Source organism: Streptomyces sp. RLA131 (assembly GCF_056270125.1).
Map to the genome: position 1 here is coordinate 1,461,289 of NZ_JBWDOQ010000002.1, position 26,984 is coordinate 1,488,272.

The 26,984-nt window shown below is 72.7% G+C and carries 27 protein-coding genes and 6 tRNA genes; 13 read left to right on the plus strand and 20 right to left on the minus strand.

All coding sequences use genetic code 11. The annotated features are described in order from the left end of the window. Positions 1-8: 8 nt before the first annotated feature. The 3 genes from RWE79_RS07570 to RWE79_RS07580 all read right to left on the minus strand — a co-directional run bounded on the left by RWE79_RS07570 (position 9) and on the right by RWE79_RS07580 (position 2,115). Entirely contained in the window at positions 9-1,289 is a 1,281-nt protein-coding gene (locus tag RWE79_RS07570) for an ABC transporter substrate-binding protein (protein WP_475939245.1), read from the minus strand. A gap of 228 nt (positions 1,290-1,517) precedes the next feature. Next, a tRNA-Val gene (locus RWE79_RS07575) sits at positions 1,518-1,589 on the minus strand. A gap of 100 nt (positions 1,590-1,689) precedes the next feature. Further along, positions 1,690-2,115 carry a TIGR02611 family protein gene (locus RWE79_RS07580; protein WP_475939246.1) on the minus strand — a complete coding sequence of 142 codons (426 nt, stop codon included), beginning with the start codon at positions 2,113-2,115 and terminating at the stop codon, positions 1,690-1,692. A gap of 190 nt (positions 2,116-2,305) precedes the next feature. Between RWE79_RS07580 and RWE79_RS07585 the strand changes: the two genes are divergently transcribed. Both RWE79_RS07585 and RWE79_RS07590 read left to right on the plus strand, forming a co-directional pair. Next, positions 2,306-2,719 carry an SsgA family sporulation/cell division regulator gene (locus RWE79_RS07585; RefSeq protein WP_003959770.1) on the plus strand — a complete coding sequence of 138 codons (414 nt, stop codon included), beginning with the start codon at positions 2,306-2,308 and terminating at the stop codon, positions 2,717-2,719. A 182-nt stretch (positions 2,720-2,901) separates the two neighbouring features. Continuing rightward, positions 2,902-3,462 (plus strand): CGNR zinc finger domain-containing protein, encoded by a 561-nt coding sequence (locus RWE79_RS07590; RefSeq protein ID WP_475939247.1) that lies wholly within the window; start codon positions 2,902-2,904, stop codon positions 3,460-3,462. Between the two features lie 22 nt (positions 3,463-3,484). Here the strand turns inward: RWE79_RS07590 and RWE79_RS07595 are convergent, their stop codons facing one another. Then, the gene (locus RWE79_RS07595) at positions 3,485-3,631 is read right to left on the minus strand and encodes a hypothetical protein (protein ID WP_475939248.1); all 147 of its coding nucleotides are present in this window, start codon (positions 3,629-3,631) and stop codon (positions 3,485-3,487) included. A gap of 327 nt (positions 3,632-3,958) precedes the next feature. Continuing rightward, positions 3,959-4,390 (minus strand): hypothetical protein, encoded by a 432-nt coding sequence (locus RWE79_RS07600; protein ID WP_475939249.1) that lies wholly within the window; start codon positions 4,388-4,390, stop codon positions 3,959-3,961. 101 nt (positions 4,391-4,491) lie between these two features. Here RWE79_RS07600 and RWE79_RS07605 point away from each other — a divergent pair, with 101 nt between their 5' ends. Beyond that, positions 4,492-5,019, plus strand: coding sequence for a DsbA family protein (locus RWE79_RS07605; protein ID WP_475939250.1), 528 nt, complete (start codon positions 4,492-4,494; stop codon positions 5,017-5,019). A gap of 20 nt (positions 5,020-5,039) precedes the next feature. Here RWE79_RS07605 and RWE79_RS07610 read toward each other — a convergent pair whose 3' ends face one another. From RWE79_RS07610 to RWE79_RS07620, 3 genes are read right to left on the minus strand one after another with little or no spacing between them, the layout of a single operon-like run. Next, the gene (locus tag RWE79_RS07610) at positions 5,040-5,861 is read right to left on the minus strand and encodes a GNAT family N-acetyltransferase (RefSeq protein ID WP_475939251.1); all 822 of its coding nucleotides are present in this window, start codon (positions 5,859-5,861) and stop codon (positions 5,040-5,042) included. 34 nt (positions 5,862-5,895) lie between these two features. Then, positions 5,896-6,726, minus strand: a complete 831-nt coding sequence (locus RWE79_RS07615; RefSeq protein ID WP_475939252.1) for an aminotransferase class IV — start codon at positions 6,724-6,726, stop codon at positions 5,896-5,898. Next, positions 6,723-7,823, minus strand: coding sequence for a chorismate-binding protein (locus tag RWE79_RS07620; RefSeq protein ID WP_475939253.1), 1,101 nt, complete (start codon positions 7,821-7,823; stop codon positions 6,723-6,725). The genes RWE79_RS07615 and RWE79_RS07620 overlap by 4 nt, the downstream gene beginning before the upstream one ends. 176 nt (positions 7,824-7,999) lie before the next feature. On the opposite strand from RWE79_RS07620, the gene RWE79_RS07625 reads away from it, so the two are divergent. From RWE79_RS07625 to RWE79_RS07645, 5 genes are all read left to right on the plus strand, one after another. Next, positions 8,000-8,072, plus strand: a tRNA-Gly gene (locus RWE79_RS07625). Between the two features lie 33 nt (positions 8,073-8,105). Continuing rightward, positions 8,106-8,176 (plus strand) — tRNA-Cys (locus tag RWE79_RS07630). 4 nt (positions 8,177-8,180) lie between these two features. After that, positions 8,181-8,252 (plus strand) — tRNA-Val (locus RWE79_RS07635). 43 nt (positions 8,253-8,295) lie between these two features. Next, positions 8,296-8,367 (plus strand) — tRNA-Val (locus tag RWE79_RS07640). 11 nt (positions 8,368-8,378) lie between these two features. Next, positions 8,379-8,453: transfer RNA gene (locus tag RWE79_RS07645), tRNA-Val, on the plus strand. Between the two features lie 50 nt (positions 8,454-8,503). On the opposite strand, the gene RWE79_RS07650 is transcribed toward RWE79_RS07645, so the two are convergent. From RWE79_RS07650 to RWE79_RS07665, 4 genes are all read right to left on the minus strand, one after another. Further along, positions 8,504-8,818, minus strand: a complete 315-nt coding sequence (locus RWE79_RS07650; protein WP_475939254.1) for a TFIIB-type zinc ribbon-containing protein — start codon at positions 8,816-8,818, stop codon at positions 8,504-8,506. A gap of 64 nt (positions 8,819-8,882) precedes the next feature. Continuing rightward, positions 8,883-9,788, minus strand: a complete 906-nt coding sequence (locus RWE79_RS07655) for a phosphotransferase (protein WP_475945656.1) — start codon at positions 9,786-9,788, stop codon at positions 8,883-8,885. A gap of 635 nt (positions 9,789-10,423) precedes the next feature. Beyond that, complete coding sequence (locus RWE79_RS07660) at positions 10,424-10,627, minus strand: hypothetical protein (protein WP_475939255.1); 204 nt, start codon at positions 10,625-10,627, stop codon at positions 10,424-10,426. 247 nt (positions 10,628-10,874) lie between these two features. Continuing rightward, a complete protein-coding gene (locus RWE79_RS07665; RefSeq protein WP_475939256.1) occupies positions 10,875-11,117 on the minus strand; it encodes a hypothetical protein in 243 nt (80 codons plus the stop codon). Positions 11,118-11,317: 200 nt separating this feature from the next. Between RWE79_RS07665 and RWE79_RS07670 the strand changes: the two genes are divergently transcribed. From RWE79_RS07670 to RWE79_RS07680, 3 genes are all read left to right on the plus strand, one after another. Beyond that, positions 11,318-12,610 carry a serine/threonine-protein kinase gene (locus tag RWE79_RS07670; RefSeq protein WP_475939257.1) on the plus strand — a complete coding sequence of 431 codons (1,293 nt, stop codon included), beginning with the start codon at positions 11,318-11,320 and terminating at the stop codon, positions 12,608-12,610. A 121-nt stretch (positions 12,611-12,731) separates the two neighbouring features. After that, positions 12,732-13,913 carry an acyl-CoA dehydrogenase family protein gene (locus RWE79_RS07675; RefSeq protein ID WP_475939258.1) on the plus strand — a complete coding sequence of 394 codons (1,182 nt, stop codon included), beginning with the start codon at positions 12,732-12,734 and terminating at the stop codon, positions 13,911-13,913. Further along, complete coding sequence (locus RWE79_RS07680) at positions 13,910-15,028, plus strand: acyl-CoA dehydrogenase family protein (protein ID WP_475939259.1); 1,119 nt, start codon at positions 13,910-13,912, stop codon at positions 15,026-15,028. The genes RWE79_RS07675 and RWE79_RS07680 overlap by 4 nt, the downstream gene beginning before the upstream one ends. Before the next feature lie 37 nt (positions 15,029-15,065). On the opposite strand, the gene RWE79_RS07685 is transcribed toward RWE79_RS07680, so the two are convergent. The 5 genes from RWE79_RS07685 to RWE79_RS07705 form a co-directional block, all read right to left on the minus strand. After that, positions 15,066-15,887 (minus strand): TrmH family RNA methyltransferase, encoded by an 822-nt coding sequence (locus tag RWE79_RS07685; protein ID WP_475939260.1) that lies wholly within the window; start codon positions 15,885-15,887, stop codon positions 15,066-15,068. Positions 15,888-15,940: 53 nt separating this feature from the next. Beyond that, the gene (gene cobA / locus RWE79_RS07690; RefSeq protein WP_475939261.1) at positions 15,941-17,170 is read right to left on the minus strand and encodes a uroporphyrinogen-III C-methyltransferase; all 1,230 of its coding nucleotides are present in this window, start codon (positions 17,168-17,170) and stop codon (positions 15,941-15,943) included. Positions 17,171-17,374: 204 nt separating this feature from the next. Then, the gene (gene cobT, locus RWE79_RS07695; protein ID WP_475939262.1) at positions 17,375-20,797 is read right to left on the minus strand and encodes a nicotinate-nucleotide--dimethylbenzimidazole phosphoribosyltransferase; all 3,423 of its coding nucleotides are present in this window, start codon (positions 20,795-20,797) and stop codon (positions 17,375-17,377) included. Between the two features lie 275 nt (positions 20,798-21,072). Continuing rightward, complete coding sequence (gene cbiE / locus RWE79_RS07700; protein ID WP_475939263.1) at positions 21,073-22,329, minus strand: precorrin-6y C5,15-methyltransferase (decarboxylating) subunit CbiE; 1,257 nt, start codon at positions 22,327-22,329, stop codon at positions 21,073-21,075. A gap of 65 nt (positions 22,330-22,394) precedes the next feature. Continuing rightward, the gene (locus RWE79_RS07705) at positions 22,395-23,045 is read right to left on the minus strand and encodes a GNAT family N-acetyltransferase (RefSeq protein ID WP_475939264.1); all 651 of its coding nucleotides are present in this window, start codon (positions 23,043-23,045) and stop codon (positions 22,395-22,397) included. 219 nt (positions 23,046-23,264) lie between these two features. Here RWE79_RS07705 and RWE79_RS07710 point away from each other — a divergent pair, with 219 nt between their 5' ends. Beyond that, entirely contained in the window at positions 23,265-24,032 is a 768-nt protein-coding gene (locus RWE79_RS07710; protein WP_475939265.1) for a class I SAM-dependent methyltransferase, read from the plus strand. Next, positions 24,029-24,418 carry an MmcQ/YjbR family DNA-binding protein gene (locus tag RWE79_RS07715; protein ID WP_475939266.1) on the plus strand — a complete coding sequence of 130 codons (390 nt, stop codon included), beginning with the start codon at positions 24,029-24,031 and terminating at the stop codon, positions 24,416-24,418. Before RWE79_RS07710 ends, RWE79_RS07715 begins: the two co-directional genes overlap by 4 nt. Here the strand turns inward: RWE79_RS07715 and RWE79_RS07720 are convergent. From RWE79_RS07720 to RWE79_RS07730, 3 genes are read right to left on the minus strand one after another with little or no spacing between them, the layout of a single operon-like run. Beyond that, positions 24,402-25,229 (minus strand): MetQ/NlpA family ABC transporter substrate-binding protein, encoded by an 828-nt coding sequence (locus tag RWE79_RS07720; protein ID WP_475939267.1) that lies wholly within the window; start codon positions 25,227-25,229, stop codon positions 24,402-24,404. The genes RWE79_RS07715 and RWE79_RS07720 overlap by 17 nt on opposite strands. Before the next feature lie 24 nt (positions 25,230-25,253). Further along, positions 25,254-25,922: a methionine ABC transporter permease gene (locus RWE79_RS07725; protein WP_475939268.1), complete on the minus strand. Its 669-nt coding sequence runs from the start codon at positions 25,920-25,922 to the stop codon at positions 25,254-25,256. Further along, positions 25,919-26,944, minus strand: coding sequence for a methionine ABC transporter ATP-binding protein (locus RWE79_RS07730; RefSeq protein WP_475939269.1), 1,026 nt, complete (start codon positions 26,942-26,944; stop codon positions 25,919-25,921). Before RWE79_RS07730 ends, RWE79_RS07725 begins: the two co-directional genes overlap by 4 nt. Positions 26,945-26,984: the final 40 nt, after the last annotated feature.

The window sequence follows — 26,984 nt, forward strand, 5'->3', positions numbered from 1 at the left end:
TCAGTGCCTCAGGAGCCGAGGGCGGTCTTCGCCTCGCTGAAGAAGGTGCTCACGCCCTTGTCCACCGAGGTGGTGCCCTGCGCGATCTCCCCGTAGATCCGGAGGAAGGACGCCTCGCAGACATCGGCGCCGGCCGGATGCGGGGTGATCTGCTCGATCACTCCGGCGTCGGCGATCTCCTTCTCGTACGCGGCGACCTTGGCGTCGACGCCGGTCGGCTTGTAGGCGTCGAACTGGGCGTTGGTGGGCAGCACGCCGCGGTTGTAGCCCATGATCCTGCCGACCCCGGGGTCGTGGGTCATGAAGTCGATGAACTGGGCGACCTCCTTGGGATGCCGGGTGCGGGCCGAGCCGCTGAGCATCAGGGAGGAGATGTACTGCCCGGTCTTCCTGCCGTCCTCGGTCGGGATCGGCGCCAGGGCGAGTTCGGTCTTGGTCTCGGCGGCGTACCGGACCAGGAAGTTGTCCCAGGTGAACTCGGAGGCCGACAGATCGGCGCTGACCGAGGACTTGGGCTTGACCTGTTCGCTCTTCTTGGCCGGCACCAGGTCGCCGGCCTTGTTCTCGGCGAGGTGGTCGCCCCACCACTGCTTGAGGTCGGCCTCGGTGAAGCCGAGCTTCCTGTCGGCGGTGAAGAACGCCTTGCCGTGCTGGCGCAGGTAGAGGTCGTACAGATACATCACGCCGCCGTTGTCGCTGGCGCCGTAGAGCTCGCCCTTGGCATCGCTGATCTTCTTGACGGCCTGGTCGTACTCGTCCCAGGTCCAGCCGAGCTTCGGCGTGACACCGGCCTTCTTGAACTCGGCCGGGTTGTAGACCAGCGCGAAGGTGTTGCCACCGACCGGGACCCCGAGCAGCCTGCCGTCGATGTCACCGGCCTTCTCCAGGCCGGCCCGGAAGTCCTTGAGGCTCAGATTCCCGGCCTTGACCTGCGAGTTGAGATCCAGCAGAAGATTCTTTTCACCATACTTGCGCAGGAATGCGACCGAGTTCTGGAAGACATCCGGCGCATTTCCACCGGCAGCCTGCGTGTTGAACTTCGTCCAGAAGTCGCCGTATTCCTGAAAGTCCGTCTTGACCGTGATGTTGGGGTACTTCTTCTCGAAGAGAGCGATCGTCTTCTTGATCAGCTCGGCCCGGTCCTGAGCCCCCCACCATGAGTAACGGATCGTCACCTTCCCGTTGGCCGAGCCCCCTCCGCCGCCACCGCATCCCGCGGCCAGCAGACCGAGGGCGGCGATCCCGACTCCTGCGGCTCTCAACGCGCGCGTACTCCGTCGAACGCTCACGACATGTCCCCTTCGGGCAGAGTCCCCCGCACCGTTGCGCGGGTTGAAACGTTTAAGGCAAGCGCTTGCCGTGAAACGTTAAAAGGTGACTCCCAGGACGTCAATGGTTCTCACAGAGGAACATGACAAGCGTGACAAGCGCTTGCCGGAAGACCCCGCCCACGAGGCCCGCACCCCACAACGCCGAGGGCCCGGAAGCCTCTCGGCTTCCGGGCCCTCGGACCGGGGTGGGCGATACTGGGATCGAACCAGTGACCCCTTCGGTGTGAACGAAGTGCTCTCCCGCTGAGCTAATCGCCCTCGCGCGGGACCAACATTACCGCACCTCAGACGGCGCCCCGACCACCCCCGCGGTCAGCCGCGGCCCTGATCAGCCGTGATCAGCCTCGGGCGGTCGCGGTCAGTTCGCGTTCCACGGCATGACCAGGCCGTAATGGGCCACGTAGATCCACAGCAGCACGCCGACGATCACCAGGCCCAGGGTGGTCAGAGTGATGTTCCGGCGCCGCACCTCGGGCTCCAGAGCCCGCTTCGTCACCTCGGTCACCTTGCGCCTGGTCCAGCGCAGCACCAGCTGCGCCCAGACGAACTCGGTGGCCCAGATCGCCATGCCACCGAAGATCACCACCCAGCCCGGCCCCGGCAACGGCAGCATGACCACCCCGCCGGCCACCACCGCCAGACCGACCAGGAAGACCCCCACCTGCCAGCTCAGGTGAAGCGCCCGGGATCTCCGGATGAAGCCGGGCGCCTTCGACCCCAGCCCGCTCCCGGCGTCGGAGGCCTCCTCCGAAGCCCGCGCCCGCTCGTCACTCTCCGCAGTCATATCTCCCAACTTACCCGACTCACGGCGATCACCGGAATGGCCTTCCGGGCGATAAAGGAACTCGGCCGGACGAGGTACCAGAAGCCTCACAAACCAGTCAGAGGGGTTTACAACGTCCCCGCTGGTGGCATGTCGATTTCGCCGACGTGCGAATCCCCGAGCGCACACTGAGCGAAAGGCCCTGGCGCTTATGAACACCACGGTCAGCTGCGAGCTGCACCTGCGCCTCGTTGTGTCGAGCGAATCGTCACTGCCCGTCCCGGCGGGCCTGCGGTACGACACGGCCGATCCGTATGCCGTGCACGCCACCTTCCACACCGGTGCCGAGGAAACGGTCGAGTGGGTTTTCGCCCGTGACCTGCTGGCCGAAGGGCTGCACCGGCCCACCGGCACCGGCGACGTCCGAGTCTGGCCGTCCCGCAGCCACGGCCAGGGCGTCGTGTGCATCGCCCTGAGCTCCCCGGAGGGGGAAGCCCTGCTGGAGGCACCGGCGCGGGCCCTGGAGTCGTTCCTGAAGCGGACCGACGCCGCGGTACCGCCCGGCACCGAGCACCGTCACTTCGACCTGGACACCGAGCTCTCCCACATCCTCGCGGAGAGCTGACCGCACCGTCCGCCGCAGTCCGCGGCCGTACTGATCTCGGGGGTACGCAGCGGACACGACCCAGCGCGACCGCACGACCGTGAGAGCCGCTGTCCGGAGCCCAGCTCCCGGGCGGCGGCTCTCGCGCTACAGTCACCGGAACGCAGACCGCAGACCGCCCTATCCGGCCAGGGAGCGATTCCGTGCTGATCAGCCACGACACCAAGTACGCCCTCGACACCGTCGTGGACCTGATCAACACCGCACCGGAACACAACGGGCCCGAGGGCCTGCCCGATGTCGCCGCGCTGCGTGACTACGTCGAGCGCAACGACGTCAGCGACGTCGGCCCGCTCACCGGGCCCGACCTGGAGGCGGTGCGCGAGATCCGCGGGCGCTTCGCCCGGGTCTTCGCCGCCGGCACCACCCCCGAGGCCGCCGCGCTGATCAACTCGCTGGTCGCCGAGGCCGGCACCACGCCCCGGCTCACCGACCACGACGGCTACGACTGGCATGTGCACTACTTCGCCCCCGGCGCCTCGCTCGCCGGGCACCTCGCCGCCGACTGCGGCATGGCCCTCGGGTTCCTGGTGGCGGCCGGCGAGCGCGAGCGGCTGCGCCGGTGCGACGCCCCCGACTGCGGGCGCGCCTTCGTCGACCTGTCGCGGAACCGGTCGCGCCGCTACTGCGACAGCCGGACCTGTGGCAACCGCTTGCACGTCGCGGCGTACCGGGCCCGCCGGCGCGAGGCCGGGGCGCTGTAGCGCAAGCGCTTGCGAATCCCGCTCAGAAGAACGGGCCCAGGTCGTACAGCGCCCCGATGCCGAGCAGTCCGCCGATCACGGTCAGGAAGAGCATCAGCGGCGGCTGGGAGAGGGCGAACAGACAGCCGCGCGGCTCAGTGGTCTCTGCTTCTGCTTCTACTGCTTCCATGGCCCTAGAAAGGTGCTCAAATGATCACTCGACGGGGGTGTGAACTCGCACAACCGTACGCCCCTGGGCTCGCCAAATGCCGTTCGGATGGCGGGAGTTGAGGTCGTCAGGGCGATGATGGCGCAGCCTTTGCCGCAGGCCCGGCCAACACGCGCCCCTTATGGGAGTGATCTCAAAGTCGCAGGGCCGAAATCTCACGATGTGGACACCGGGGAGAGCTCCCGGCGAGCGCGTCAGCCCCCCGCCGGACGCCGCCCGGCGTGAGCCCGGGCCGCCCGGACCCGGGCGGCCCGGGTCCGGGCGGTGTGAACCGGCGCGCGGTGGGGGTCAGATGCCGCGGCGTTTGAGGATTTCCTCGATCTCGCCGAAATCGGACAGTGCCGGGTCCTTGGCGGTGATCGCGCGGCTGCCGTCGGCGGCCTTCGGGGTCACGGCCTTTCCGCCCGCCGGGGCCGGGCCGACGCCCCGGCCCCGGCGGCGGGAGACCAGGCGCGTGCCCGCGTACAGCACCACCGACAGCGCCAGCACTCCGAAGCCCGCCCAGACGGAGGGCTTGAAGACCAGGTCGGCCGCCCAGTCGCCGACCGCCTTGCCGACCTTGCTGCCCAGCGTGACCAGACCGGTCATGTAGAGGCCGACCGGCAGCAGCGCCCACGCGGTGGTGCGGAGCGCCGCCAGATAACGCCTGCGGTAGGCGGTGAGCGCAGCGATCGCCAGCCCCGCCGCGGAGAGCGCGACACACACGGTCGAAGTGAGCATGTCTCCATCGTGCACCCGGCAGGCCCCCGCCGACCACGCCCCGGAGCCCGGATCAGGGTCATCTCCGGGGTGGGTCCTCCCCGGGTGGGAGACTGTCCGTCATGAACGATGCCTCTTCCGCCCCCTCCCCCGCCGGTTCCCCGGCCGTCGTCCTCGAGTACTGGTGCGAGCTGCAGTGCCCCGACTGCGCCGGCGCGCTGGAGGACCTGCGTGCCCTGCGGGCCCGGTACGGCGACGCGCTGGAGATCCAGCTGCGGCACTTCCCCCTGGAGAAGCACAGGCACGCCTACGCCGCCGCGCAGGCCGCCGAGGAGGCGTTCGTCCAGGGACGCGGCTGGGAGTACACCGAGGCCGTGCTGGCGCGGGCCGGCGAACTCGGTACGCGGGGCGAGAAGCTGCTCGTCGACATCGCGGCCGGGGTCGGGCTCGACGCCGAGGAGGTGGACACCGCGCTGGTGGACGGCCGTCACCTGCTCGTGGTCGACGCCGACCAGGCCGAGGGGCGGGCGATCGGCGTCACGGGCACGCCCACATATGTCATCGGCGGCCACCGCCTGGACGGCGGCAAGAGCCAGGAGGGCCTGCGGGAGCGGATCGAGGCCATCGCCGACGGTCTGCTGGCCGGCTGAACGGCCCGCCCCTCGCGGCGTCAGAGCAGCGGCTTGAAGAAGTGGTGGTCGGTCGCCCGGTAGCCGAGGGACTCGTAGAGCCGCCGGGCCGGGGTGTTGGCGGTGAGGACGTTGAGGCCCAGGCCGGTGACGCCGGAGGCGAGGCATTCGCGTTCGGCGGCGAGCATGAGGGTGCGGCCGTGGCCGTGGCCGCGGTGCGCGGCGGAGACCTCGACCATGAAGACCCAGGGCCGGTCGGCGAGTCGGACCCACAGGTGGCCGACGTCGGTGCCGTGGTGGGAGAGGATCCGCAGGGCCGTGCCGGGGGTGGCGGGGCCGTCGGGGAGGGTGGCGCGGTAGTCGGCGTCGGCGACGGCGGCGGCACGCTCGGCGGCCATGCCGCGGTCGATCCAGCTCCGGATGTACTCGGCGCGTTCGTGCTCGTGCCAGGCCGCGTAGCCGGCGTCGTCCATGGGGCGGACGGTGCTGCCCTCGGGAAGGGCGGGCGGCCGGTCCGGGAGCTGCTTGGCCATGCCCCGGTTGCGTTCGGTGTAGCCGAGCAGCGTGACGAGCCGCAGGGCCACGGCGGCGTCGGCCGGGACGCTTGCCTCGACCCGGCGGCAGCCCCAGCCGCGCAGGACCTCCTCGGCGGCCAGGGCGGCCACGGTGCCGCGACCGCGCCGCTGGTCGCCGTGGTCGATGCGCAGCGCGACGATCCGGCCCACCTCGGAACCGAAGCGGGCGTCGGTGCTGACGGTGACCTCGCCCACCGGGCGGCTGTTGACGCAGACGGTGTAGCGGCGGGCGCGGACGCCGCCGCTCCAGCGCTGCTCGGGCTCGGCGGGGCGAAGGGTGGTGGTCATGGAGTGGATTTCTACCGGGTCGGCGGCGTCCGCGTCACGGGTTCGGGTGGGCGGCGGCCCGCTCGGCGAAGATCCGCATCGCCTTGGCGGTGACGGACCCCGGGGCGGCGGTCATGGCTCCGACGGCCCGGCCGTCCACGGAGTGAACGCCCTGCACATCGCGCAGGGTGGAGGTGAGGAAGATCTCCTCGGCCCGTTCCAGGGCGTCGAGGGGGAGGTCGGCCTCCTCGGCGCCGCTCCACTCGGCGACGAGTTCGCGGGTGATGCCGGCCAGGCAGCCGGAGGCGAGCGGGGGCGTGAGCAGTTTGCCGCCGATGACCACGAAGACGTTGGTGCCGGTGCCCTCGCACAGCCGGCCCCGGGTGTTGGCGAAGAGCGCCTCGGAGGCGCCGTGCCGGTGGGCGCGGGCCAGGGCGACGACGTTCTCGCCGTAGGAGGTGGTCTTGAGGCCGGCCAGGGCGCCCTTCTCGTTGCGGGTCCAGGGCACGGTGACCACGGCGGTGGTGTCGGGCCGCACGGCGGCGGTGCCCAGGGCAACGACCAGCGTCGGGCCGGTGTCGCCGCGCTCGGAGCCGAGCGGGGAGGTGCCGCCGGTGTAGGTGATCCGGAGCCGGCCGAGCGGTACGGGGTTGTCGGCGAGCACCGCGGCGCAGGCCCGGCGGACCTCGTCGAGGTCGGGTTCGGGCAGGCCGAGGCCCTGTGCGGAGCGGGCCAGCCTGCGCAGGTGCCGGTCCATGGCGAAGGCGGTGCCGTCGACCGCCTTGAGTGTCTCGAAGACGCCGTCCCCCACGGTCAGCCCGTGGTCCAGCACGGACACCGTCGCCGCGTCCTCGTCCCGCAGCCCGCCGTCGACCCAGATGCTCACGGTGTCTCCTCGCTCGTCTCGCTCGTCGTCTCGCTCGTCGCTTCGCCCGCGCCGTCGTACGTGTCGTATGTGTCGTACGTTCCCGACGCTACCGCCAGCAGCCGGGCGGCCTTGAGTTCGGTCTCGTCCCACTCGCGTGCGGGGTCGGAGCCCCAGGTGATGCCCGCGCCGGTGCCGAAGCGCAGAAACGGTCCGCCGGGGCTCGTACGGTCGACCCAGAACGTCCGGATGCCCACCGCCAGCTCGCCGGTGCCGCGGTCGGCGTCGACCCAGCCGATGCCGCCGCAGTAGGGGCCGCGCGGGGCGGTCTCCAGCTCCTCGATGATGCGCAGGGCACTGGACTTGGGGGCGCCGGTGACCGAGCCGGGCGGGAAGGCGGCGGCCAGGAGCCCGGCCCAGCCGGCCGATTCCGGCAACTCGCCGCGCACGGTGGAGACCAGGTGGACCAGGCCCGGGTGCTTCTCGACGAGGCACAGCTCGGGGACGGTGACGGTGCCGGTGGCGCAGACCCGGCCGAGATCGTTGCGGACCAGGTCGACGATCATCACGTTCTCGGCGTGGTCCTTCGGCAGCAGGTCCGCCTCGGTGCGCCCGGTGCCCTTGATGGGGCCCGACTCCACGGTGGATCCCCGGCGGCGCAGGAAGAGTTCGGGCGAGGCGGTGGCGATCTCCACGCCGTGCCCGGGGAGCCGGATCGTCCCCGCGTACGGGGCCGGGTTGCCGCGCGCCAGGACGGCGGTGAGGGCGTCCACGTCGGCGTCGGGCGCGACCGGCGCGGACAGCACCCGGCACAGATTGGCCTGGTAGACCTCGCCGGCGGCTATGTACGCGCGGATGCGGCGTACACCGGCGGTGTAGGCCTCCCGGTCCAGGGAGGAGGTCCAGTCGGTACGGGCCGGCCCCCGCCAGTTCCCGGCGGGGTGCGGCCCGGGGTCCTCCCGTACGTCCGCGAAGCGCGCGCAGACGGTCCGGCCCTCGAAGTCGGCGGTCACCGCCCAGAAGCCCGAGGAGTCCAGGGCGGTGGGGTCGGTGGTGACATCGCGCAGGTCGGAGGCGACGCGGCCGCCGAACCTGGCCATGGGGGCGAGGTCGGGCACGGGGGTTCCTGGGTCGGTCGGAAGGGTCTGGTGCGAGTCTAGAACCGCGGCCGCCGACGAGATCGGCCGGTCACCTGCCCGGCACGCTGCGGAAACGCGTTTTGGAGGCGGCGCGGGTATCCGCTAGAGTTCAACACGTCGCCGGGACGCGGAAGCGCCCCGGAGTACCGGCACCTGCGGACGTAGCTCAGTTGGTAGAGCGCAACCTTGCCAAGGTTGAGGTCGCCAGTTCGAACCTGGTCGTCCGCTCGGAGTGGGGGTTCCTTACCGGACCCCCGCGTTGGTGGAGTGGCCGAGAGGCGAGGCAACGGCCTGCAAAGCCGTCTACACGGGTTCAAATCCCGTCTCCACCTCTACGGACGATTAGCTCAGCGGGAGAGCGCTTCCCTGACACGGAAGAGGTCACTGGTTCAATCCCAGTATCGTCCACTGGACTCCTCGTGGGTCCTGGCAGTAAGTCGCAGTAACCCCCGCGCGATTAGCTCAGCGGGAGAGCGCTTCCCTGACACGGAAGAGGTCACTGGTTCAATCCCAGTATCGCGCACGCAGCACCGCGGACGATTAGCTCAGCGGGAGAGCGCTTCCCTGACACGGAAGAGGTCACTGGTTCAATCCCAGTATCGTCCACCACCGCACGGCCCAGAGCCCCAGGTCAGTCACTGACCTGGGGCTCTGTGGTTTCAGGACGAGAAGAGCATGTGGCCCAGGCTGCGGTGCTTGTGGTGGCCGCCGTAGTGGCCACCATGGCCGCCGTGGCCGCCCTGGTGCGGGGCACCCCAGGCGGGGGCGTGCTGCTGCGGGTAGGCCTGCGGCGAAGCGGCCGGGTAACCCTGCTGCGGCGGCGCGGGCTGGGCGGAGTACTGCCCCTCGATACGGGTCAGCGCCTCCAGTTCCCCGTAGTCCAGGAAGATCCCCCGGCAGTTGCCGCACTGCTCGATCTGGACACCGTTGCGGTTGTACGTCTGCATCGGGCCGTGGCACTTGGGACAGAGCATCGTCGGCTCAACTCCTTGCTTGCGCTGGTTCACCCGCCGGAACGCCTGTCCGGCGGAGGTCGGTTCACGATACTTCCGCCATGCGGCGGCAGGCATCGAGGACGGCTTGTTCCGTTTCGTCGAGTACGCGGCCTTCGGCCGAGGCCCGGGTGACCGCGAGCGCCGCGGTCTGCACGGCCAACGCCCGCGCGGGGACGTCGAGATACGGCCACGGGTCGCCGTCGGGCGGCACGGCGGGCCCCCCGGCGGCGCGGTAGGCGCCCAGGAAACGGGCCCAGACCTCGGGCGCGAGCACCCCGGCGGCGAACCACATGGCCGGGCGGGCCAGATCCCAGGCGGGCTCGCCCGGCCCGAGGTCGTCCACGTCGATCAGCAGCCACGGGCCGTCCGGGGGCGGGTGCCGTACGAGTTGGCCCAGGTGCAGGTCGCCGTGGCACAGCGCCCGGCGGCGCGGGGGCTGCGGGGCCTCGGCGCGGGCCCAGGCCGGCAGCAGCGACCACGCCGCCAGCGGCGCCGGGTCCGGGTCCGCGCACTCCGCCAGCATCCTGGCCACCGCCCGCGCCGCCTTGGCGGGACCGCGCATCGCGGGCGGGAGCCACGGGCCCGCGGCGAGCGCGGTGAGCGGCACCCGGTGCAGCCGGGCCAGCAGCACGGCGGCCTCCTCCCACGGCGCGGCCTCGGGTTCGCTGTCCCGGTCCACCGGGACGCCGTACGGCCAGGCCGACACGGGCCTGCCCCGCACGGCCGCGGTCGGCGGCAGGCCGGGCAGCGGGGCCAGCAGTATCCCGGCCAGCAACGGATCCGCCGCGACGGCCAGCCGCGCGGCCAGCGCCCCGCGGTCGGTGTCGGCGGCGTGCGCCTTGACCACGGTGCCGCCACTGCGGACGACGGTACTGTCGCTGCGCTCGGCGAGCATGGCGGCTCCCTGCGCCGCGCCGCCCGGGTCGACAGCCGCGGCCTCCGCCAGCAACGCCTCGGCCAGCCCCGGCCCGGCGGCCGTGCCGGTGCGCGTGCGCGCGCCGGCGCCCACGCAACTGCCGTTGCCGGAACAGCTGCTGGCGCCGGAGGCCGCAGGGGCGCCCGCACCGCTGCCGGGGCCCGCGCCCGTGCCGGCGCCAGAACCCGGACCGGCGTCGGCGGCGCTGCCTGAGCCCGTCTCGGTGCCGCCGCGCACGCCGGGGCCCGCGCCCGTGGCCGTGCCCGCGCCCGTGCCCGTGCCCGCGTCGCCGCGCGGGCGGCTGCCCCCGTCGCTGTCGGAGCCCCCGCCCACGGCGGTGGCGGCGGTGACGGCGGTGACGGCGGCGGTACGGCCCGCATCGGTACCGCTGCGTGGGCGGGTACCGGCGGTACCGCCGGAGGCCGGGCGGGGGGCCGTGGTGATGTCCGCCGGTTGCTCTGCCATGCCCTCCCCGTCCCTTTCCCACCGTGCCGTCGGTGTGACGGCCGACCAGTCAAGCATGCCCGTGACCGGCCGCGACGCGGCAATGCCCGGGCATCATCGCTGATGCCCGGGCATTACATGCCGTCCGCCGGACCCCCGTCCCCACGGGATTTCGACACCGGTCTCTCCACCCGGACCGCTCTTCCGGGCAGTGGGGCGATCTGTCAGCGCCCCATGAGACCGGCCACGGACGACGCTTGGGTGACCACGGCCTGCCAGCCTCCGAAGGCCACGGCGAGCAGCACCGCGAGCGGCAGCACCATCGCCACCGCCACCAGCGGATGCCGGGTGCCGGACGGACGTATGCCGATCGCGGCGATCCTGCTGCCGCGGGTCGGCCGTACCGAACCGCTCACCGTGTTCGCCATGACCCTCTCCTGTGGTTCGTCGCACTTCCGCACGTCTGGGGCGGCGGGCGTGTTGACCTCGGGGGACGAGTGCTTGCGCCCGCCGCTTGACCTCAAGACTAGGGACGGGCGCGCTCCGGGTCGTCATGCCCTCGTACCGATTGCCGGGCCTCCCGGAGGATGACTCCGGGCGGCCGGCCTACTCCCCTGGGTGGAGGCGGCCGGCCCTTCCCCCTGGGGAATGTCAGGGGGAAGGTCCGGGCCACGGTCAGGCTGCCCCCTTCTCCTCCGACTGTTCGCGCGGCACGGGCTGCTCGACCAGGGCCAGCACGCGGGTGGCCATGAAGCGGGCCGTGCGCACGACGGTGCCGCTGCGAGTGACCTCGCTCACTTCCACCACCCCGCGCCTGACCGCCGTCTCGACCCGTCGACCGGCTCGGGTGGCGATCACCTCATAGGTCCGGGTGGTGTCCCCGGCATCGACGACTATCTCCACACGATCACCTTTCATGGCGTCAATCTCCTTTGCCCGAAAGACCGTTGACGACGGAAAGAACTGCCAGGAGCTGCCTTCGGCGAGCTGTTTCCCGTACGACAAGGATCCCACCCGGCACTGACAATCCCCCGTCCGGCGCATGCGCGGCCTATCAGCACACCGGGCGGTCAGTCCGTAAGCTGTGGGCGTCAGAACTGGCCAGGCAGGCAGCGGGGATGGACATGACGATGATGCGGCTCCGGCGCGAGGACCCGCGTGTCGTCGGCTCGTTCCGGCTGCACCGCCGGCTGGGCGCCGGCGGCATGGGCGTGGTCTACCTCGGTGCGGACAAGCGCGGCCAGCGGGTGGCGCTGAAGGTGATCCGGCCGGAGCTGGCCGAGGACCAGGAGTTCCGCTCCCGGTTCGCCCGTGAGGTGTCGGCGGCGCGGCGGATCCGCGGTGGCTGTACGGCGCGGCTGGTCGCGGCCGATCTCGACGCGGACCGGCCGTGGTTCGCCACCCAGTACGTGCCCGGGCCCTCGCTGCACGACAGGGTGGCCCAGGACGGCACACTCGGCGCGGCCGAAGTCGCCTCCATCGGGGCGGCTCTGGCGGAGGGTCTGGTGGCGGTCCATGAGGCGGGCGTCGTGCACCGGGATCTGAAGCCCTCCAACATCCTGCTGTCCCCCAAGGGGCCGCGGATCATCGACTTCGGCATCGCGTGGTCGACCGGTGCCAGCACGCTGACGCACGTCGGTACGGCGGTCGGCTCGCCCGGATTCCTCGCGCCGGAGCAGGTGCGGGGCGCCGCGGTCACCCCGTCGACGGACGTGTTCGCCTTCGGGGCGACGCTGGCGTACGCGGCGACGGCCGACTCGCCCTTCGGACAGGGCAGTTCCGAGGTGATGCTCTACCGGGTCGTGCACGAGGAGCCCGATCTGGGCGGCGTGCCGGACTCGCTGGCCCCGCTGGTCCAGGCCTGCCTGGCGAAGGACCCCGGGGACCGGCCCAGCACGGTCCAACTGTCCGAGCGGCTCGCGGAGATCGCGGCGCGGGAGGCCCGGGGCATCGGCACGGGCGGCACGGGTGTCCCGCGGCTCCCGGAGCGGCCCACCGGCGCCCGGGCGCAGGCGTACGCGGATCAGCGGACGGAGCGCCGTATCTCCGGCGGCGGCGCTGCGGGGGGCGCGGCCCCGGGTCCGGCCTCCGGCGCGCGGCCCACACCCCGGCACACCCCGCGGCCCACGCCGAGGCCGACGCCCCGGCCCACGCCGAGGCCCTCGCCTCGGACGCCGGCGGGGCGGCGGCCCGCCCCGGGGTCGGGCCGCAGGCTGCTGCGGCAGCGGCTCATCGTCTTTGTGACCGTGACCCTGCTGGTCGCGCTCGGCATCGCGGCCGCCCAGGGGTGCCAGGGGCCGGCGCGGGGCCTCGGGGTGCCCGGGGCGCCCGGGGCGCCGGCCGGCGAGGCCCCCCGTATCTGCGCGACCGCCGCCGGGTCCGCCCCGGCCGCCGGCTGCCCGGCGTTCTAGGCCTCGCCCAGCCCTCCCCCGCCGGGCGCCGGCGGGGGTATTTCACCGGTGTCCCTTGCTCCCCTGCCACTACCGGCGTAGGTTACCAAGCGCTTGCTTAGGGATGAGGAGGGCTCGGCGTATGACCACGGCGGAGGAGCTGCGGGAGCGGGTGCGGGCGCTGGTCGCCACGCACGACCCGGGGCGCACGGAACGGCTGGACTTCCTGCGGGCCCGGTTCGACGCGGGGCTGGCCTGGGTGCACTACCCCGAGGGGCTCGGCGGCATCGGTGCCCCCAGAGCCCTGCAGGAGGTCGTCGACGCGGAACTCGCGGTGGCCGGGGCGCCCGGCAATCAGCCGGAGCGGATCGGCATCGGGCTGGGCATGGCGGCGCCGACGATCCTGAAGTTCGGCACCCAGGAGCAGCAGGCACGGCTGCTGCGGCCCCTGTGGACCGGCGAGGAGGTGTGGTGCCAGCTCTTCAGCGAGCCCGGCGCCGGATCCGACCTGGCCGGGCTGCGGACCCGGGCGGTCCGCGACGGTGACGGGTGGGTCGTCAGCGGGCAGAAGGTGTGGACGTCCAACGCGCACAACGCCCGGTGGGCGATCCTCATCGCGCGCACCGATCCCGACGTGCCCAAGCACCGGGGCATCAGCTACTTCGTCTGCGACATGACCGACCCGGGCGTCGAGGTGCGGCCGTTGCGGCAGATCACCGGCGAGGCGGAGTTCAACGAGGTCTTCCTCACCGACGTCCGGATTCCCGACTCCCTGCGGCTCGGCGAGGTCGGCGACGGCTGGCGGGTCGCCCAGACCACGCTCAACAACGAGCGGGTGGCGATCGGCGGCATGGCACTGCCGCGCGAGGGCGGCATGATCGGCACCGTCGCGAGCACCTGGCGCGAGCGGCCGGAGCTGCGCACGCCGGATCTGCACGACCGGCTGATGCGGCTGTGGGTGGAGTCCGAGGTGGCCCGGCTGGCCGCCGAGCGGCTGCGGCAGCAGCTGGCCGTCGGGGCGCCCGGCCCGGAGGGGGCGGGCATGAAGCTGGCCTTCGCCCGGCTCAACCAGCAGGTCAGCGGGCTGGAGGTGGAGCTCCTCGGCGAGGAGGGCCTGCGGTACGGGGACTGGACCATGGTCCGCCCCGACATCGTGGACTTCTACGGGCGGGACGCGGGCTACCGCTATCTGCGCGCCAAGGGCAACTCCATCGAGGGCGGTACGTCGGAGATCCTGCGCAACATCATCGCCGAGCGGGTGCTCGGACTGCCCTCGGAACCCCGTACGGACAAGGACGCGGCGTGGAAGGACCTGCCCCGATGAGTGATCTGCTGTACAGCGAGGTCGAGGACGACCTGCGGGCGGCGGTGCGGGGCCTGCTGGCCGGCCGCTGCACACCCGGTGACGTGGTGGCCCGGGTCGAGAGCGAGCACCCGTACGACCTGGGGCTCTGGCGGACGCTGGCGCAGGAGGTGGGCCTCGCCGGGCTGCTGGTGCCGGAGAAGCTGGGCGGCCAGGGCGCTTCGGCCCGGGAGGCCGCCGTGGTGCTGGAGGAACTGGGCGCCGCGGTGACGCCGGTGCCGTTCCTGGGCAGCGCGGTGCTGGCGACAGCGGCCCTGCTCGGGGCCGGTACGGAGGCCGCCGAGGGCCTCGTCGGCCGGCTGGCGGCGGGCGAGGCGGTCGGCGCGCTCGCCGTGCCGCTGACGGCGGCCCCCGGGGCGGCCTTCCCGCAGGGCGTACGGGCCGGGGCCGACGGCACCCTGTCCGGCCGGGTGACCAGCGTGGCGGACGCCTTCGTCGCCGACGTGCTGGTGGTGCCCGCCGTCGGGTCCGACGGGCCGGGGCTGTACGAGGTCGCGGCGGGCGCCGCGGGCCTGAGCGTCGAGGTCGCGGTGTCCTTCGACCTGACCCGGCCCATCGCCGACCTGGGCTTCGACGGCGTCGCGGCCCGGCGGCTGGCCGGTCCGCGGACCGCGGCGGACGCCCTGGACGGGGCGCTCCTGACCGGCGCGGGCCTGCTGGCCTCCGAGCAGCTGGGGGTGGCCCAGTGGTGCCTGGACGAGACCGTGCGGTACCTGGGCGAGCGGCATCAGTTCGGCCGCGTCGTCGGCTCGTTCCAGTCCCTGAAGCACCGTCTGGCCGACCTGTGGCTGGAGGTCGTCTCCGCCCGGGCCGCCGCGCGCAACGCCGCCGACGCCCTCGCCTCCGGTGCCGCCGACGCGGCCCTCGCCGTCGCGGTGGCCCAGGCCTACTGCGGCCCCATGGCCGTACGGGCGGCGGAGGAAGCGGTCCAGCTGCACGGCGGCATCGGCATGACCTGGGAACACCCCGCCCACCTGTACCTCAAGCGGGCCAAGGCCGACGAGATCGCGCTGGGCACCCCGGGCCGCCACCGCGCCACCCTGGCCGGGCTGGTCGGGCTGCCGCCCACCGGCTGAGCGGAGCCGCCGTCCCCGGCCGGCCCCGGTCGTCGGGTCAGAGGGGGCGGCGGGTGGCCACGGCGTAGAAGGCGACGGCCGCCGCGGCGCCGACGTTGAGGGAGTCGACCCCGTGGGCCATGGGGATGCGGACCCATTCGTCGGCGGCGACCAGGGCCTGGGTGGAGAGGCCGTCGCCCTCGGCGCCGAGCATCAGGGCCACACGGTCCAGGCGGTCGGGGGCGGCCTCGTCGATGGCGGTGGCCTTGTCGTCGGGGGTGAGGGCGAGCAGCTTGAAGCCGGCCTCGCGAACCGCTTCCAGACCGCGGGGCCAGGTGTCGAGCCGGGCGTACGGGACGGAGAAGACCGCGCCCATGGACACCTTCACGGAGCGGCGGTAGAGCGGGTCGGCGCAGTCGGGCGAGAGCAGTACGGCGTCCATGCCGAGGGCGGCGGCGCTGCGGAAGATCGCCCCGATGTTGGTGTGGTCGTTCACGGCCTCCATGACCACCACCCGCCGGGCCCCGGTGCCGGACAGCAGTTCGTCGGCCGTGGGGAGGGTGCGGCGCTGCATGGAGGCGAGCGCGCCACGGTGCACGTGGTAGCCGGTGACCCGTTCGGCCAGCTCCGGGCTGACGGCGTAGACCGGGGCGGGCACCTCGTCGATGACGTCGCGCATCACGTCGACCCACTTGGCCGACAGCAGCATCGAGCGCATCCGGTACCCGGCGTGCCGGGCGCGCCGGATGACCTTCTCGCCCTCGGCGATGAACAGGCCCTCGGCGGGCTCGCGTCTGCGCCGCAGGTCCACGTCCGTCAGCGACGTGTAGTCGTGCAGTCGCGGGTCGTCGGGGTCGTCGATCGTGATGAGCTCAGCCACAGGGTGATACTGCCTTGTCCGAAGTACGGTGCCAACGCCGGGGACACCGGAAGTTACCGGCGGTTACTCGCACCTATCGACACGACCTCGCCGATGACGATCACCGCCGGCGGCCGGATCCCCTCGTCCGCCACCACCTGGGCGACGGTGGCGAGCGTGCCGTCCACCCGGCGCTGGGCGGCCATGGTGCCCTCCTGAACGACCGCGACCGGGGTGTCGGGCGAACGGCCGTGCTCCACGAGGGTGGCGGCGATCGCGCCGATCCGTTCGACGGCCATGAGCAGCACCAGCGTGCCGCGCAGCCTGGCCAGTGCCGTCCAGTCGACGAGCGAGCGGGGGTCCTCCGGGGCCACGTGGCCGCTGACGACGGTGAACTCGTGCGCGACCCCGCGATGCGTCACCGGGATGCCGGCCGCGCCCGGCACACTGATCGAGCTGGAGATACCGGGGACGACCGTGCACGCGATCCCGGCTTCGGCGAGCGCCTCGGCCTCCTCCATGCCCCGCCCGAACACGAACGGGTCGCCGCCCTTGAGCCGCACCACCGCCTTGCCGGCCTTGGCGTGGTCGATCAGCGCCTGGTTGATCGCCTCCTGCGCCATGGCCCGGCCGTACGGGATCTTCGCGGCGTCGATGACCTCGACATGCGGGGGCAGTTCGTCCAGCAGGTCGCGCGGGCCGAGGCGGTCCGCGATCACCACATCGGCCTCGGCGAGCAGCCGACGGCCCCGGACGGTGATCAGGTCGGGGTCGCCAGGACCGCCGCCGACCAGCGCCACGCCCGCGCTGCGCGTGCGGTGGTGGGGTGCCGCGAGGGTGCCGTCGCGCAGGCCCTCCACCACGGCGTCCCTCACGGCCGCCGACCGGCGGGGGTCGCGGCCGGTCAGCACGGCCACGGTGACGCCCTCGGTGCGCCCGGTGGCCGGCGTCCAGGCGGTGGCCGCCTCGGCGTCGTCGCTGCGCACGCACCAGACGCGGTTGGCCTCGGCCTCGGCGGACGCCCGCCGGTTGGCCGCGATGTCGTCGGTGGCGATCAGCGCGTACCAGGCCTGGGCGAGGTCGCCCTCGCGGTAGGCGCGACGCTCCCAGCGCAGCTCGCCCGCGTCCACCATCGCCTCCACGGACGGCGTCGCCGAGGGCGACACCAGCACGATGTCGGCCCCCGCCGCGACCAGGGGCGGCAACCGGCGCTGCGCGACCTGGCCCCCGCCCAGGACGACGACCCGTCGTCCGGACAGGCGCAGCCCGACAGGGTAGGCGGGCGCGTCGTCGTTACGGTCCATGGCTGTGCGGCTCCTTGCGTTCTGCTTTTACGGCAACCATAGGCGTACGGCCGGTTCCGGGGTGTGGGCAGGCCGTCCTGCCCCGGCCGGACGCCGCGAGGTGCCCCGCCGCCGGGCGCGGACGGGTAGGGACGGGTGAGGACCGGTGGGACCCGTGGTCCGTGGGAAGGGTCGGGGGCAGGCGGTCTCCCCCGACCCTTCCGGTCAGCCCTTCTCGGTGACCCCGGCGGAGTCGAACGTGGCGACCTCGTGCATCGCGCGCGCCGCGCTCTGCACCAGCGGGAGCGCCAGCAGTGCGCCGGTGCCCTCGCCGAGCCGGAGGTCGAGCTCCACGAGGGGGCGCAGGCCGAGCTTGTTGAGCGCCGCGCGGTGGCCGGGCTCGGCGCTGCGGTGACCGGCGATGCAGGCCGCGAGCACCTCGGGGGCGATGGCACGGGCGACCAGGGCCGCGGCCCCGGCGCTGACGCCGTCCAGGATCACCGGCGTGCGCAGCGAGGCGGCGCCGAGGAGCAGACCGACCATGGCCGCGTGCTCCAGGCCGCCGATGGCGGCGAGGACCTCGACCGGGTCGGCGGGGTCGGGCTGGTGGAGTTCGAGCGCGCGGCGGACGACATCGACCTTACGGGCGTGCATCTCGTCGTTGATGCCGGTGCCGCGGCCGGTGACCTCGGCCGGGTCGACCCCGGTGTAGACCGAGATCAGCGCCGCCGAGGCGGTCGTGTTGGCGACCCCCATCTCACCGGTCAGCAGGGCGCGGTTGCCCGCCGCGACCAGGTCGCGGGCCGTCTCGATACCGACCTCGATGGCGCGCAGCGCCTCCTCGCGGCTCATCGCCGGGCCGAGGGTGAAGTCGGCGGTGCCGGGCCTGACCTTGCGCGGCAGGAGTCCGGGGGTGCTGGGCAGTTCGGAGGCGACGCCGACGTCGACCACACAGACCTCGGCGCCCACCTGGTTGGCGAAGGCGTTGCAGACCGCGCCGCCGCCGAGGAAGTTGGCCACCATCTGGGCGGTGACCTCCTGCGGCCAGGCGGTGACGCCCTGGGCGTGGACGCCGTGGTCACCGGCGAAGATGGCGACGGCGGCAGGCTCGGGGATCGGCGGCGGGCACTGCCGCGACAGACCGCTGAGCTGGGCGGAGATGATCTCCAGCATGCCCAGCGCGCCGGCCGGCTTGGTCATCCGCTTCTGCCGCTCCCAGGCCTCGCCGAGCGCCTTGGCGTCCAGCGGGCGGATACCGCGCAGGGTCTCCTCCAGGAGGTCGTGCGGGGCCTCGCCGGGCAGGGCGCGGTTGCCGTACTCCTCCTCGTGGACGACCCAGGCCAGCGGCCGCCGCTTGGACCAGCCGGCCTGCACCAGTTCGGGGTCGTCCGGGAACTCGTCCACGTATCCGACGCACAGGTACGCGACGACTTCGAGGTGGTCCGGGAGTCCGAGCTCGCGCACCATCTCGCGCTCGTCGAAGAAGCTGACCCAGCCGACGCCGAGGCCCTCGGCGCGTGCCGCCAGCCACAGGTTCTCGACGGCCAGCGCCGACGAGTAGGGCGCCATCTGGGGCTGGGTGTAGCGCCCGAGGGTGTGCCGGCCGCCACGTGTCGGGTCGGCGGTGACCACGATGTTGACCGGGGTGTCGAGGATGGCCTCGATCTTCAGCTCGCGGAACTGCTTGGCGCGGCCCTTGGGGAGGGACTTGGCGTACGCCTCGCGCTGGTGCATGGCCAGTTCGTGCATACGCTCGCGGGTCTTGGCCGAGCGGATGACGACGAAGTCCCAGGGCTGGGAGTGGCCGACGCTGGGCGCGGTGTGCGCCGCCTCCAGGACCCGGATCAGCACCTCGTGCGGGATCGGGTCGCTGCGGAAGCCGTTACGGATGTCGCGGCGTTCGCGGATGACACGGTGGACGGCGTCGCGAACGGCGTCGTCGTAACCCTCCGCGGCGGGGACGGGAACGGGGACAGGGCCGGAAGCGGCGGCGGAGTCGGCGACGGGGTCGGAGTCGGCGGCGGACACCGCTGCGACCGCCTCCTCCTCGTGCTCCCGCGGCTGCTCCTCGGCAGGTTCCGCGGGCCCGGCGGGCTCGGCGGGCTGCTCGGCCTCGGGGGCGCGGGACTCCTGCGGCTCCTCGGGGGCGGGCTCCGCCACCGCCCCGGCGGGCGCGTCGGCGGCACCGGACACGGCGACCGGCTCGGGCACGGGCTCGTGCTCCGGTTCCGGCTCGGGGGCGGGCTCTGGGGCGGGCTCTGGGGCGGGGACGACCTCGGCGACCGGCTCGGGTTCCGGCTCCGGCTCCGGCTGGAGCTCCGGCTCGGGCCGGGGCTCGACGGGCGCGAACTCGGGGACGAACACCGCTTCCTCGACGGTCGGTTCGAGCCCGAAGGGCAGCGGCGCCACCTCGTCGTCGGGCTCGGCCACCGGGGCCGGAGCGAACTCCTCCGCCGCAGGGACCGGTTCGGCGACCGGGACCGCGACGGGAACCGGCTCCGGATCCGCGACGGGAACCGGAGCGGCCCCGGGGAGGGTCGCGGACGCCGGGGCGGGCCAGGCGACGCCGGCCACCGGGGTCACCGGGACAGCGGAGTCCGCGGCGACCGGCGCCGGCGGCTGTGCCTGCACAGGTTCCTGGACGGGCTCCGGCACCGGTTCCTGGACGGGCTCCTGGAGCGGGGGCGCGGGCTCCTCCACCGAGGGCTCGGGACGGACGGCCGTGGTGTCGTCACGCGGCACGTCGAGGTACTCGGGACCGGTGGTCGGCGGGCCGACCTGGCGCACCGGCACCGGGTTCGGCGGCGTCGACGGGACGACGGGCGGCGGCACGGGAGCCGCCGTCGGCGCCGCGGCCGGAGCCTGGGCCTGGGCGGGGACCTGGACCTGCAGCTGGGTCTGGGTCTGGGCCGGACCCCGGTCGGCCAGCGAGCGCACGACACCGCCCGTGGCGGGTTCGGGCAGCGGCGGCCCCATGTGCAGGGGCCGTCGTACCGGCGCCGGTACGGGGGCCGGCGGCGGGGTGGGCTGCACCGGTTCCGGGGCACGGACGGCCCCGAGGTCGATGGAGCCGGAGTCGGAGCCGGAGTCACGGCCGTCCGCCTCGTGTTCCTCCGGCGGGGCCGGTGCCGGAACCGCTGTCGACACGGGCGCCTCGGCGGCGACGGGCTCGGCCACGGTGGCGTCCGGCGCCGACGGCTCCGTGGCGGCGGGCCCGGCCGGGAGGGTGCCCTCCACGGGCACCTGGATCAGTGTGACCTCGGGCGTGGCCACAGGGACGCCCGGCGGGGGTGTCCCCAGCTCGAAAACCGGCTCGGGAACCGGTACCGGCACCGACAGGGTCGGCGACGGCTGCGGCGGGACCGGCTGCGGGTCGCCCCAGGAGGCCTGCGGACCCGGCATGAGAAGCAGGTCCTCGTCCTCGTCGGGCGAGCCGACGGCCATCGGCTCACCCGGCTGGTCGATGAAGGTGTAAGCGGGCGGGACCGGCGCGGTCAGCGGATCGGAGTCCCACGTGGGGGCACCCGTCGGCTGCTGCGCCGCCATCGCGGCGTTACCGGGGAGGTCGGCGTGCTGCGGGTGCAGAACCGCTTCTTCGCCTGCGTTCCCCGGCAGTCCCTCGCCCGGGAACTGGCCGGTGTCAGTCATGCGTGCCCCTCGCCCATCGGTTACTCCTTCCGTCGCCGCACCGCGCGCACCCCCACAGCATCAACGAGCGCGCGCTGTCGGCGGCACCGTCGGCGAAGAGTGCGAAGGGTGACCCGGCGCGCTGCCCCCTCTGACAGCTGCTCCGACAACCCGTCAACGCGCGACGACGGCACAACGATCCGCCAGCCTACCGTGCGGACGGCGTCCCGCATGCCCGAGGGGGTGCACCGCAATACGGACGCAAAGAACCGGCCAAACAGCCGTTCACCTGGCCTTCACTGCCGGTGGCCGCACAACGCGAAGGCCACCGCGCGCTCGGTTTCACCCCATTGGGAGTCGAGTTCGACAGCCTGCAGAAGAGCTCGCTCGACGCGGTAACCGCCGTCCTCCAGAGCCTGGCTGACGGCCTCGGCCTCATCGCGGTTGACGGCGCTGGCGGCGATCCGCTCGGGGCGGCGGGCCACGCACGCGGCGACCACATCGGCCCCGCAGCCGGCGCCCAGCCGGACGACATCGGGCTCGGGAAGATCTTCGAGAACCTGCGGGGCGGCGCCGTGCACGATCTGCACCTGTACGCCGAACTTCCGTGCGCTCGCCTCGATCCGGCCGCAGGCGCCGGCGTCGAGGTCCACCGCGATGACGGCCGCCCCGAAGCGCGCGGCCTCCACGGCGGCGGCCCCGCTGCCCGCCCCGATGTCCCAGACGAGGTCGCCGGTGCGCGGGCCGAGGTGGGCCAGCTGCAGGGCGCGCAGAGCGGCCGGGTCCCCGTCGGCCGGCGCGTCGGCCGACGGCACGTCCCGGTACTCCTGCGCGGGCAGCGCCCAGCCGCGTACGGAGCCGGGGAAGGCCTGGTCGCGGCCGGCGATCCAGCCTCCCCCGCGCGGCGCCGGGAGGGCCGCCGTGCCCGGCTCGGCGGAGGCGGCGGAGCTGACGCCGCCGACGACCAGGACCACGTTGGGGTCCCGCCAGACATGGTCGGCGACCTTGTCGGAGGTCAGGACACTGACCCGTTCCTGCGCGGTGCCCAGGGCCTCGCAGATGACGAAGGTGCGGTGCACTTCACCGAGCAGCAGCGCGAGTTCGGCGGGACCGGCGCCGGGCGCGGTGAGCACGGCGACCTTGGGGTGGGCGCGGCAGACGTTGACGGCGCGGCGCAGGGTGCGTTCGTGGGCGACCACGACGCAGGCGTCGTCCCAGGCCATTCCGGCCCGCGCGAAGGCCTGGGCGACCGACGACACGCCGGGCACGACCTCGACCTCCAGGCCGTGTTCCGGTGCGCGCAGCGCCCGTACGACACCGAAGAAGCCCGGGTCGCCGTCGGCGAGGACCACGGCGGTGCCCCGGTGCCCGGCGATACGGCGGGCGGCCAGGTCGATACTGCCGAGGACGATCCGCTCGGCGTCCGGCGGGACGAACGGCAGGGAGAGGTGGTGGCGGGTGCCGGCCACCAGGGTGGCGGCCACCAGGGCCGACCTCGCGGCCTCGGTCGGTGGTGAGCCGTCCCACCCGATCACCGTGACCCGGTCGGCCATGTGGTCTGCCTCCTGGGCGAGTCGCGGGTGTTTGCCCGCAGACTACCCCGACGGGATCTTGCCCGTCAGTGCCAGTCGGCGAATGCCGCGTAGTCCGATCCGTCCTCGTTCGTGGGGTGGCCGTCGGGACCCTCCAGGTCCTCGGGCAGCAGGCTCCAGACGATGAGGTCGGTGCGGATCTCCGCCCATCGCCCCTCGGGGTCGTCCTCGGGGCGGCTGCGGACGATACCCGCGTTGCGCAGCACGCCCTCGCTGATGCACCCGAGTTTCTGCGCGACCTGCTGGGACGCGGTGTTGTCGGCGGCCGTGCGCAGTTCCATGCGCTCGAACTTCTGGTCGTAGAAGAGCCACTGCGCGGCGCCGAGGACCGCCTCCGCCGCGTAGCCCTCGCCGCGCGCCCAGGGGGCGATCATGTAGCCGACCTCGCTGCTGCGGATGCGCCAGTCGGTGTTGTCCAGGTGGCAGATGCCGACCAGGCGCTGGGTGAGGAACTCGGTCACGGCGAAGACGATGCCGCGGCCCTCGGTGCGCACCGCGTGCGAGCTCACGGTCGCCCAGTCGTGGGCGACGGCCTCGGTGTACGGCTGGGGCACCGAGGTCCAGGCCGTGACGAGTTCGTCGTTCATCATCTCGGCGAGCGCGGGGATGTCCGATTCCTCGAACGGGCGCAGCACCAGCCGCTCCGTACTGATGGAGATGTCCGGAAAGGTGGTCATTCGCCGCTCCGTAGCCAGGGCACGTGTGCCTGATGAAGAGCACAGCATGCAGCATCGGCCGGGTCACGCGCAGGGCAGGGCCATGGGGGCTCGCCGCGGCCGTCGCTCAAGAATACGGCCAACCGTTCCTTCGCCGCGTGCAGTTGGCACGCTGTTCCCCAGGTCTTTTCGCAGGTCCGGTACCACACATGTCATACGGTCCTGCTAGCGTCAGCCCGCGTGACGGTGCACCACGCAGCAGGACTCGGATATCAGCGGGCCGCGGGTGTGTACGAGCGGTCCCGGCCCTCGTACCCCCTGGCGGCGCTCGCCGAGCTGGCTGACGCGCTGCCCCTGGAGGCCGGGCGCACGGTGGTCGACCTGGGCGCCGGCACCGGCAAGTTCACCCGGTTGCTGGCGCTGACCGGCGCCGAGGTGACCGCGGTGGAGCCGGTGGCGGAGATGCGTTCGCGGCTGGCCGAGCTGCTGCCGGGGGTCGCGGTGACCGCCGGCACGGCCGAGGCCACCGGGCTGCCGGACGGCTGCGCGGACGCGGTGGTGGCGGCCCAGTCCTGGCACTGGTTCCAGGAGGGCGAGGCGCTGGCCGAGGTGGAGCGGCTGCTGCGGCCCGGCGGCGCGCTGGCCCTGGTGTGGAACACGTACGACACCTCGGTGCCCTGGGTGCGCGACTTCCAGGACATCTACTTCCGGCTCGCGCCCCGCGATCTGCCCAGTCCGCTGGACGGCGGCTGGCGGAAGGCCTTCGCGGGGCGGCCCGGCTGGTCGTCGATAAGCGAGCGGCACTGGGCGAACCCGCACTCCACCACGGTCACCGACGTGGTGGAGCGGATGGTGTCCTCCAGCCATGTGACCGTGATGAGCCCCGCGGAGCAGGAGCGGGTGCGGGCCGAGGTGCTCGCGGTCCTCGGCTCCCACGACGCGACCCGGCTGCCGGGCAACATCGAGATGCCGTACACGACCGACGTCTACTGGGTGCGCTACCGATGACCGGACCTGATGAGCTCAGGGCTTTCTGCCTCGGCCTGAACGGGGCGGCCGAGGAGTTCCCGTTCGGCCCCGGGACCTCCGTCTTCAAGGTCGGCGGCAAGATCTTCGCCATCAGCGGGCTCGACGGCATTCCACTGAAGGTCAGCCTGAAGTGTGATCCCGAAGTCGCGGTCCGGCTGCGTGCCGGGCACTCCGCGATCGTGCCGGGGTATCACCTCAACAAGCGGCACTGGAACACCGTCACCCTCGACGAGTCGCTCCCCGGCCTCCTGGTCCGCGAGATGATCGAGGACTCGTACGACCTGATCGTGGCGAAGCTGCCGCGGGCGCGGCAGCTCGCCCTCGACTGGCCGGGAGCGTCGGCGGAGGTCAGAAGGACGGAATGACCGATCCTTCGTACTTGTCCTCGATGAACTTCTTCACCGCGTCGGAGGTCAGCAGCTTCTTGAGCTTCAGGACCCGGGGGTCCTTCTCGTTGCCCTTCTTCACCGCGAGGAAGTTGCCGTAGACGTTGTTCTCGGCGGACTCCAGGAGGAGGGCGTCCTTGGCGGGCTTGAGGCCGGCGGATATGGCGTAGTTGCCGTTGATCACCGCGGCGTCGACGTCGCTGAGGGAGCGCGGCAGCTGGGCCGCCTCCAGCTCCTTGAACTTCAGGTTCCCGGGGTTCTTGGTGATGTCGGCGGGGGTGGCGTCGTTGCCGACGCCGGACTTGAGGGTGATCAGGCCGTTGGCGGCGAGCAGCTTGAGGCCGCGGGCCTCGTTGACCGCGTCGTTGGCCAGCGCCACGGTCGCGCCGTTCTTCAGGGCGCCGGCCGACTTGAGCTTGTCGGAGTACAGGCCGAGCGGCTCCAGGTGCACGGTGACGACGGGCACGATGTGGGTGCCCTTCTTCTTGTTGAAGTCGTCCAGGTAGGGCTGGTTCTGGAAGTAGTTGGCGTCGACCGAGCCCTCCTCGGTGGCGGTGTTCGGCGTGACGTAGTCGCTGAACTCCTTCACTTCGAGGTTGAGGCCGGCCTTCTTCGCCAGGTTGTTCTTGACGAAGTCGAGGATCTCGGCGTGCGGGGTGGGGCTGGCCGCGACAACGAGAGGGTCGCTCGCGCCGTCCTTGGAGCCCGAGTCCGAGCCGCACGCGGTCAGGCCGAGGGTGAGCCCGGCGGCGGCGAGGACAGTGGTCGTGATCTTGACGGTGTTACGCACGAAAAGTGCCTTTCTTGACGGGTGTTACCGAGTGCGGGTGCGGTGCGAGACGCCACGGGCGGCCAGGTCGCCGGCCAGCTGGACGACGGTGACCAGGACGATCAGCAGGGCGATGGTGACGAGCATCAGATCGGTCTCGAAGCGCTGGTAGCCGTAGCGGATGGCCACGTCGCCGAGGCCGCCGCCGGCGACCGTGCCGGCCATCGCGGAGTAGCCGACGAGCGCGATCACGGTGGTGGTGAGCCCGGAGATCAGTGAGGGCAGCGCCTCCGGGAGCAGGGCCTTGCGCACCACGGTCCAGGTGCTGCCGCCCATCGCCTGGACGGCTTCGACGAGGCCGCCGTCGACCTCGCGGACCGCGGTCTCCACCAGCCGGGCGTAGAAGGGGATCGCGCCGATGGCGAGCGGCACGATCATCGCCTCGGCGCCGATGGTGGTGCCGATCACCCAGCGGGTGAAGGGCAGCAGGGCGATCAGCAGGATGAGGAACGGCAGCGAGCGGCCGATGTTGACGACCACGCCGACCACCTTGTTCACGGGGGCGTTGCGCAGCAGCCCGCCCTTGTCCGTGAGGACGAGGAGCACGCCCAGCGGCAGGCCGCCGGCGACGGCTATCAGCGCGGACCAGCCGACCATGGTCAGGGTGTCCCAACAGGCCTGGGACAGCAGGGGCTGCATCTCGGACCAGGTCATTTCACGGCCTCCTTGACCAGGGCCGGGGCGACGGGTGCCACGTCGACCTGGAGACCCTTCTCGCGCAGGAAGCCGATGGGCACCACGTTGTCCTCGAAGCGGCCGGGCAGCTCGATGCGCATCCGGCCGACCTGGCGGCCCCCGATGGTCTCCAGCGCGGCGCCCAGCACCGAGATGTCGATGTTGTACGTACGCGACAGCTGGGAGATGACCGGCTCGGTGGCGGACTCGCCGTGGAAGGTGAGGTCGACCACGGTGCCGCTCTCCGCCGAGGGCACGCCGCCCACCGGGAACAGCTCGTGGGCGAGTTCGGAGCCGGGGGTGGCGAGCAGCTCGGTGACCCTGCCGGCCTCCACGACGCGGCCGTCCTTCATCAGCGCGGCGGAGTCGCAGATCGTCTTGACGACGTCCATCTCGTGCGTGATGAGGAGCACGGTGAGGCCGAGCTGCTGGTTGAGGTCGCGCAGCAGCTGCAGGATCGAGCGGGTGGTCTCCGGGTCGAGCGCCGAGGTGGCCTCGTCGGACAGCAGCACCTTGGGGTCGCCGGCCAGGGCACGGGCGATGCCGACGCGCTGCTTCTGACCGCCGGACAGCTGCGCCGGGTAGGCGTGGTGCTTGTCGCCGAGACCGACCAGGTCGAGCAGCTCGCGGGCCTTGCGGGTGCGTTCCGGGCCGGAGACGCCGAGGATCTCCAGCGGCAGTTCGACGTTGTCCTGCACGGTGCGCGAGGAGAGCAGGTTGAAGTGCTGGAAGACCATGCCGATCCGGCTGCGGGCGGCCCGCAGCGCGGAGCCGGGCAGCGCGGTCAGCTCGGCACCGTCCACCTGGACGGTGCCGGAGGTGGGGCGCTCCAGCAGGTTGACGCAGCGGATGAGGGTGCTCTTGCCGGCGCCGCTGCGACCGAGGACGCCGTAGACCTCGCCCTCGCGGACGTGCAGATCGACGCCGTCGAGAGCGACCGTGGTTCGGGGATCCCGTCCACGCGAGCGGTAGACCTTGGTCAGGCCCGTTGTGGTGATCACAGGGGTGAGTCCGTCACTGTCGAGTGCGCGGCGCGCGTTT

Bases quoted from the DNA above. Each gene is read 5' to 3' on its own strand.
- RWE79_RS07580 (WP_475939246.1), bottom strand. From the start codon at position 2,115: ATGACTGCGGAGAGTGACGAGCGGGCGCGGGCTTCGGAGGAGGCCTCC.
- RWE79_RS07585 (WP_003959770.1), top strand. From the start codon at position 2,306: ATGAACACCACGGTCAGCTGCGAGCTGCACCTGCGCCTCGTTGTGTCG.
- RWE79_RS07595 (WP_475939248.1), bottom strand. From the start codon at position 3,631: ATGGAAGCAGTAGAAGCAGAAGCAGAGACCACTGAGCCGCGCGGCTGT.
- RWE79_RS07600 (WP_475939249.1), bottom strand. From the start codon at position 4,390: ATGCTCACTTCGACCGTGTGTGTCGCGCTCTCCGCGGCGGGGCTGGCG.
- RWE79_RS07605 (WP_475939250.1), top strand. From the start codon at position 4,492: ATGAACGATGCCTCTTCCGCCCCCTCCCCCGCCGGTTCCCCGGCCGTC.
- RWE79_RS07610 (WP_475939251.1), bottom strand. From the start codon at position 5,861: ATGACCACCACCCTTCGCCCCGCCGAGCCCGAGCAGCGCTGGAGCGGC.
- RWE79_RS07650 (WP_475939254.1), bottom strand. From the start codon at position 8,818: ATGCTCTGTCCCAAGTGCCACGGCCCGATGCAGACGTACAACCGCAAC.
- RWE79_RS07660 (WP_475939255.1), bottom strand. From the start codon at position 10,627: ATGGCGAACACGGTGAGCGGTTCGGTACGGCCGACCCGCGGCAGCAGG.
- RWE79_RS07665 (WP_475939256.1), bottom strand. From the start codon at position 11,117: ATGAAAGGTGATCGTGTGGAGATAGTCGTCGATGCCGGGGACACCACC.
- RWE79_RS07670 (WP_475939257.1), top strand. From the start codon at position 11,318: ATGGACATGACGATGATGCGGCTCCGGCGCGAGGACCCGCGTGTCGTC.
- RWE79_RS07675 (WP_475939258.1), top strand. From the start codon at position 12,732: ATGACCACGGCGGAGGAGCTGCGGGAGCGGGTGCGGGCGCTGGTCGCC.
- RWE79_RS07680 (WP_475939259.1), top strand. From the start codon at position 13,910: ATGAGTGATCTGCTGTACAGCGAGGTCGAGGACGACCTGCGGGCGGCG.
- cobA (WP_475939261.1), bottom strand. From the start codon at position 17,170: ATGGACCGTAACGACGACGCGCCCGCCTACCCTGTCGGGCTGCGCCTG.
- cobT (WP_475939262.1), bottom strand. From the start codon at position 20,797: ATGACTGACACCGGCCAGTTCCCGGGCGAGGGACTGCCGGGGAACGCA.
- cbiE (WP_475939263.1), bottom strand. From the start codon at position 22,329: ATGGCCGACCGGGTCACGGTGATCGGGTGGGACGGCTCACCACCGACC.
- RWE79_RS07705 (WP_475939264.1), bottom strand. From the start codon at position 23,045: ATGACCACCTTTCCGGACATCTCCATCAGTACGGAGCGGCTGGTGCTG.
- RWE79_RS07715 (WP_475939266.1), top strand. From the start codon at position 24,029: ATGACCGGACCTGATGAGCTCAGGGCTTTCTGCCTCGGCCTGAACGGG.
- RWE79_RS07725 (WP_475939268.1), bottom strand. From the start codon at position 25,922: ATGACCTGGTCCGAGATGCAGCCCCTGCTGTCCCAGGCCTGTTGGGAC.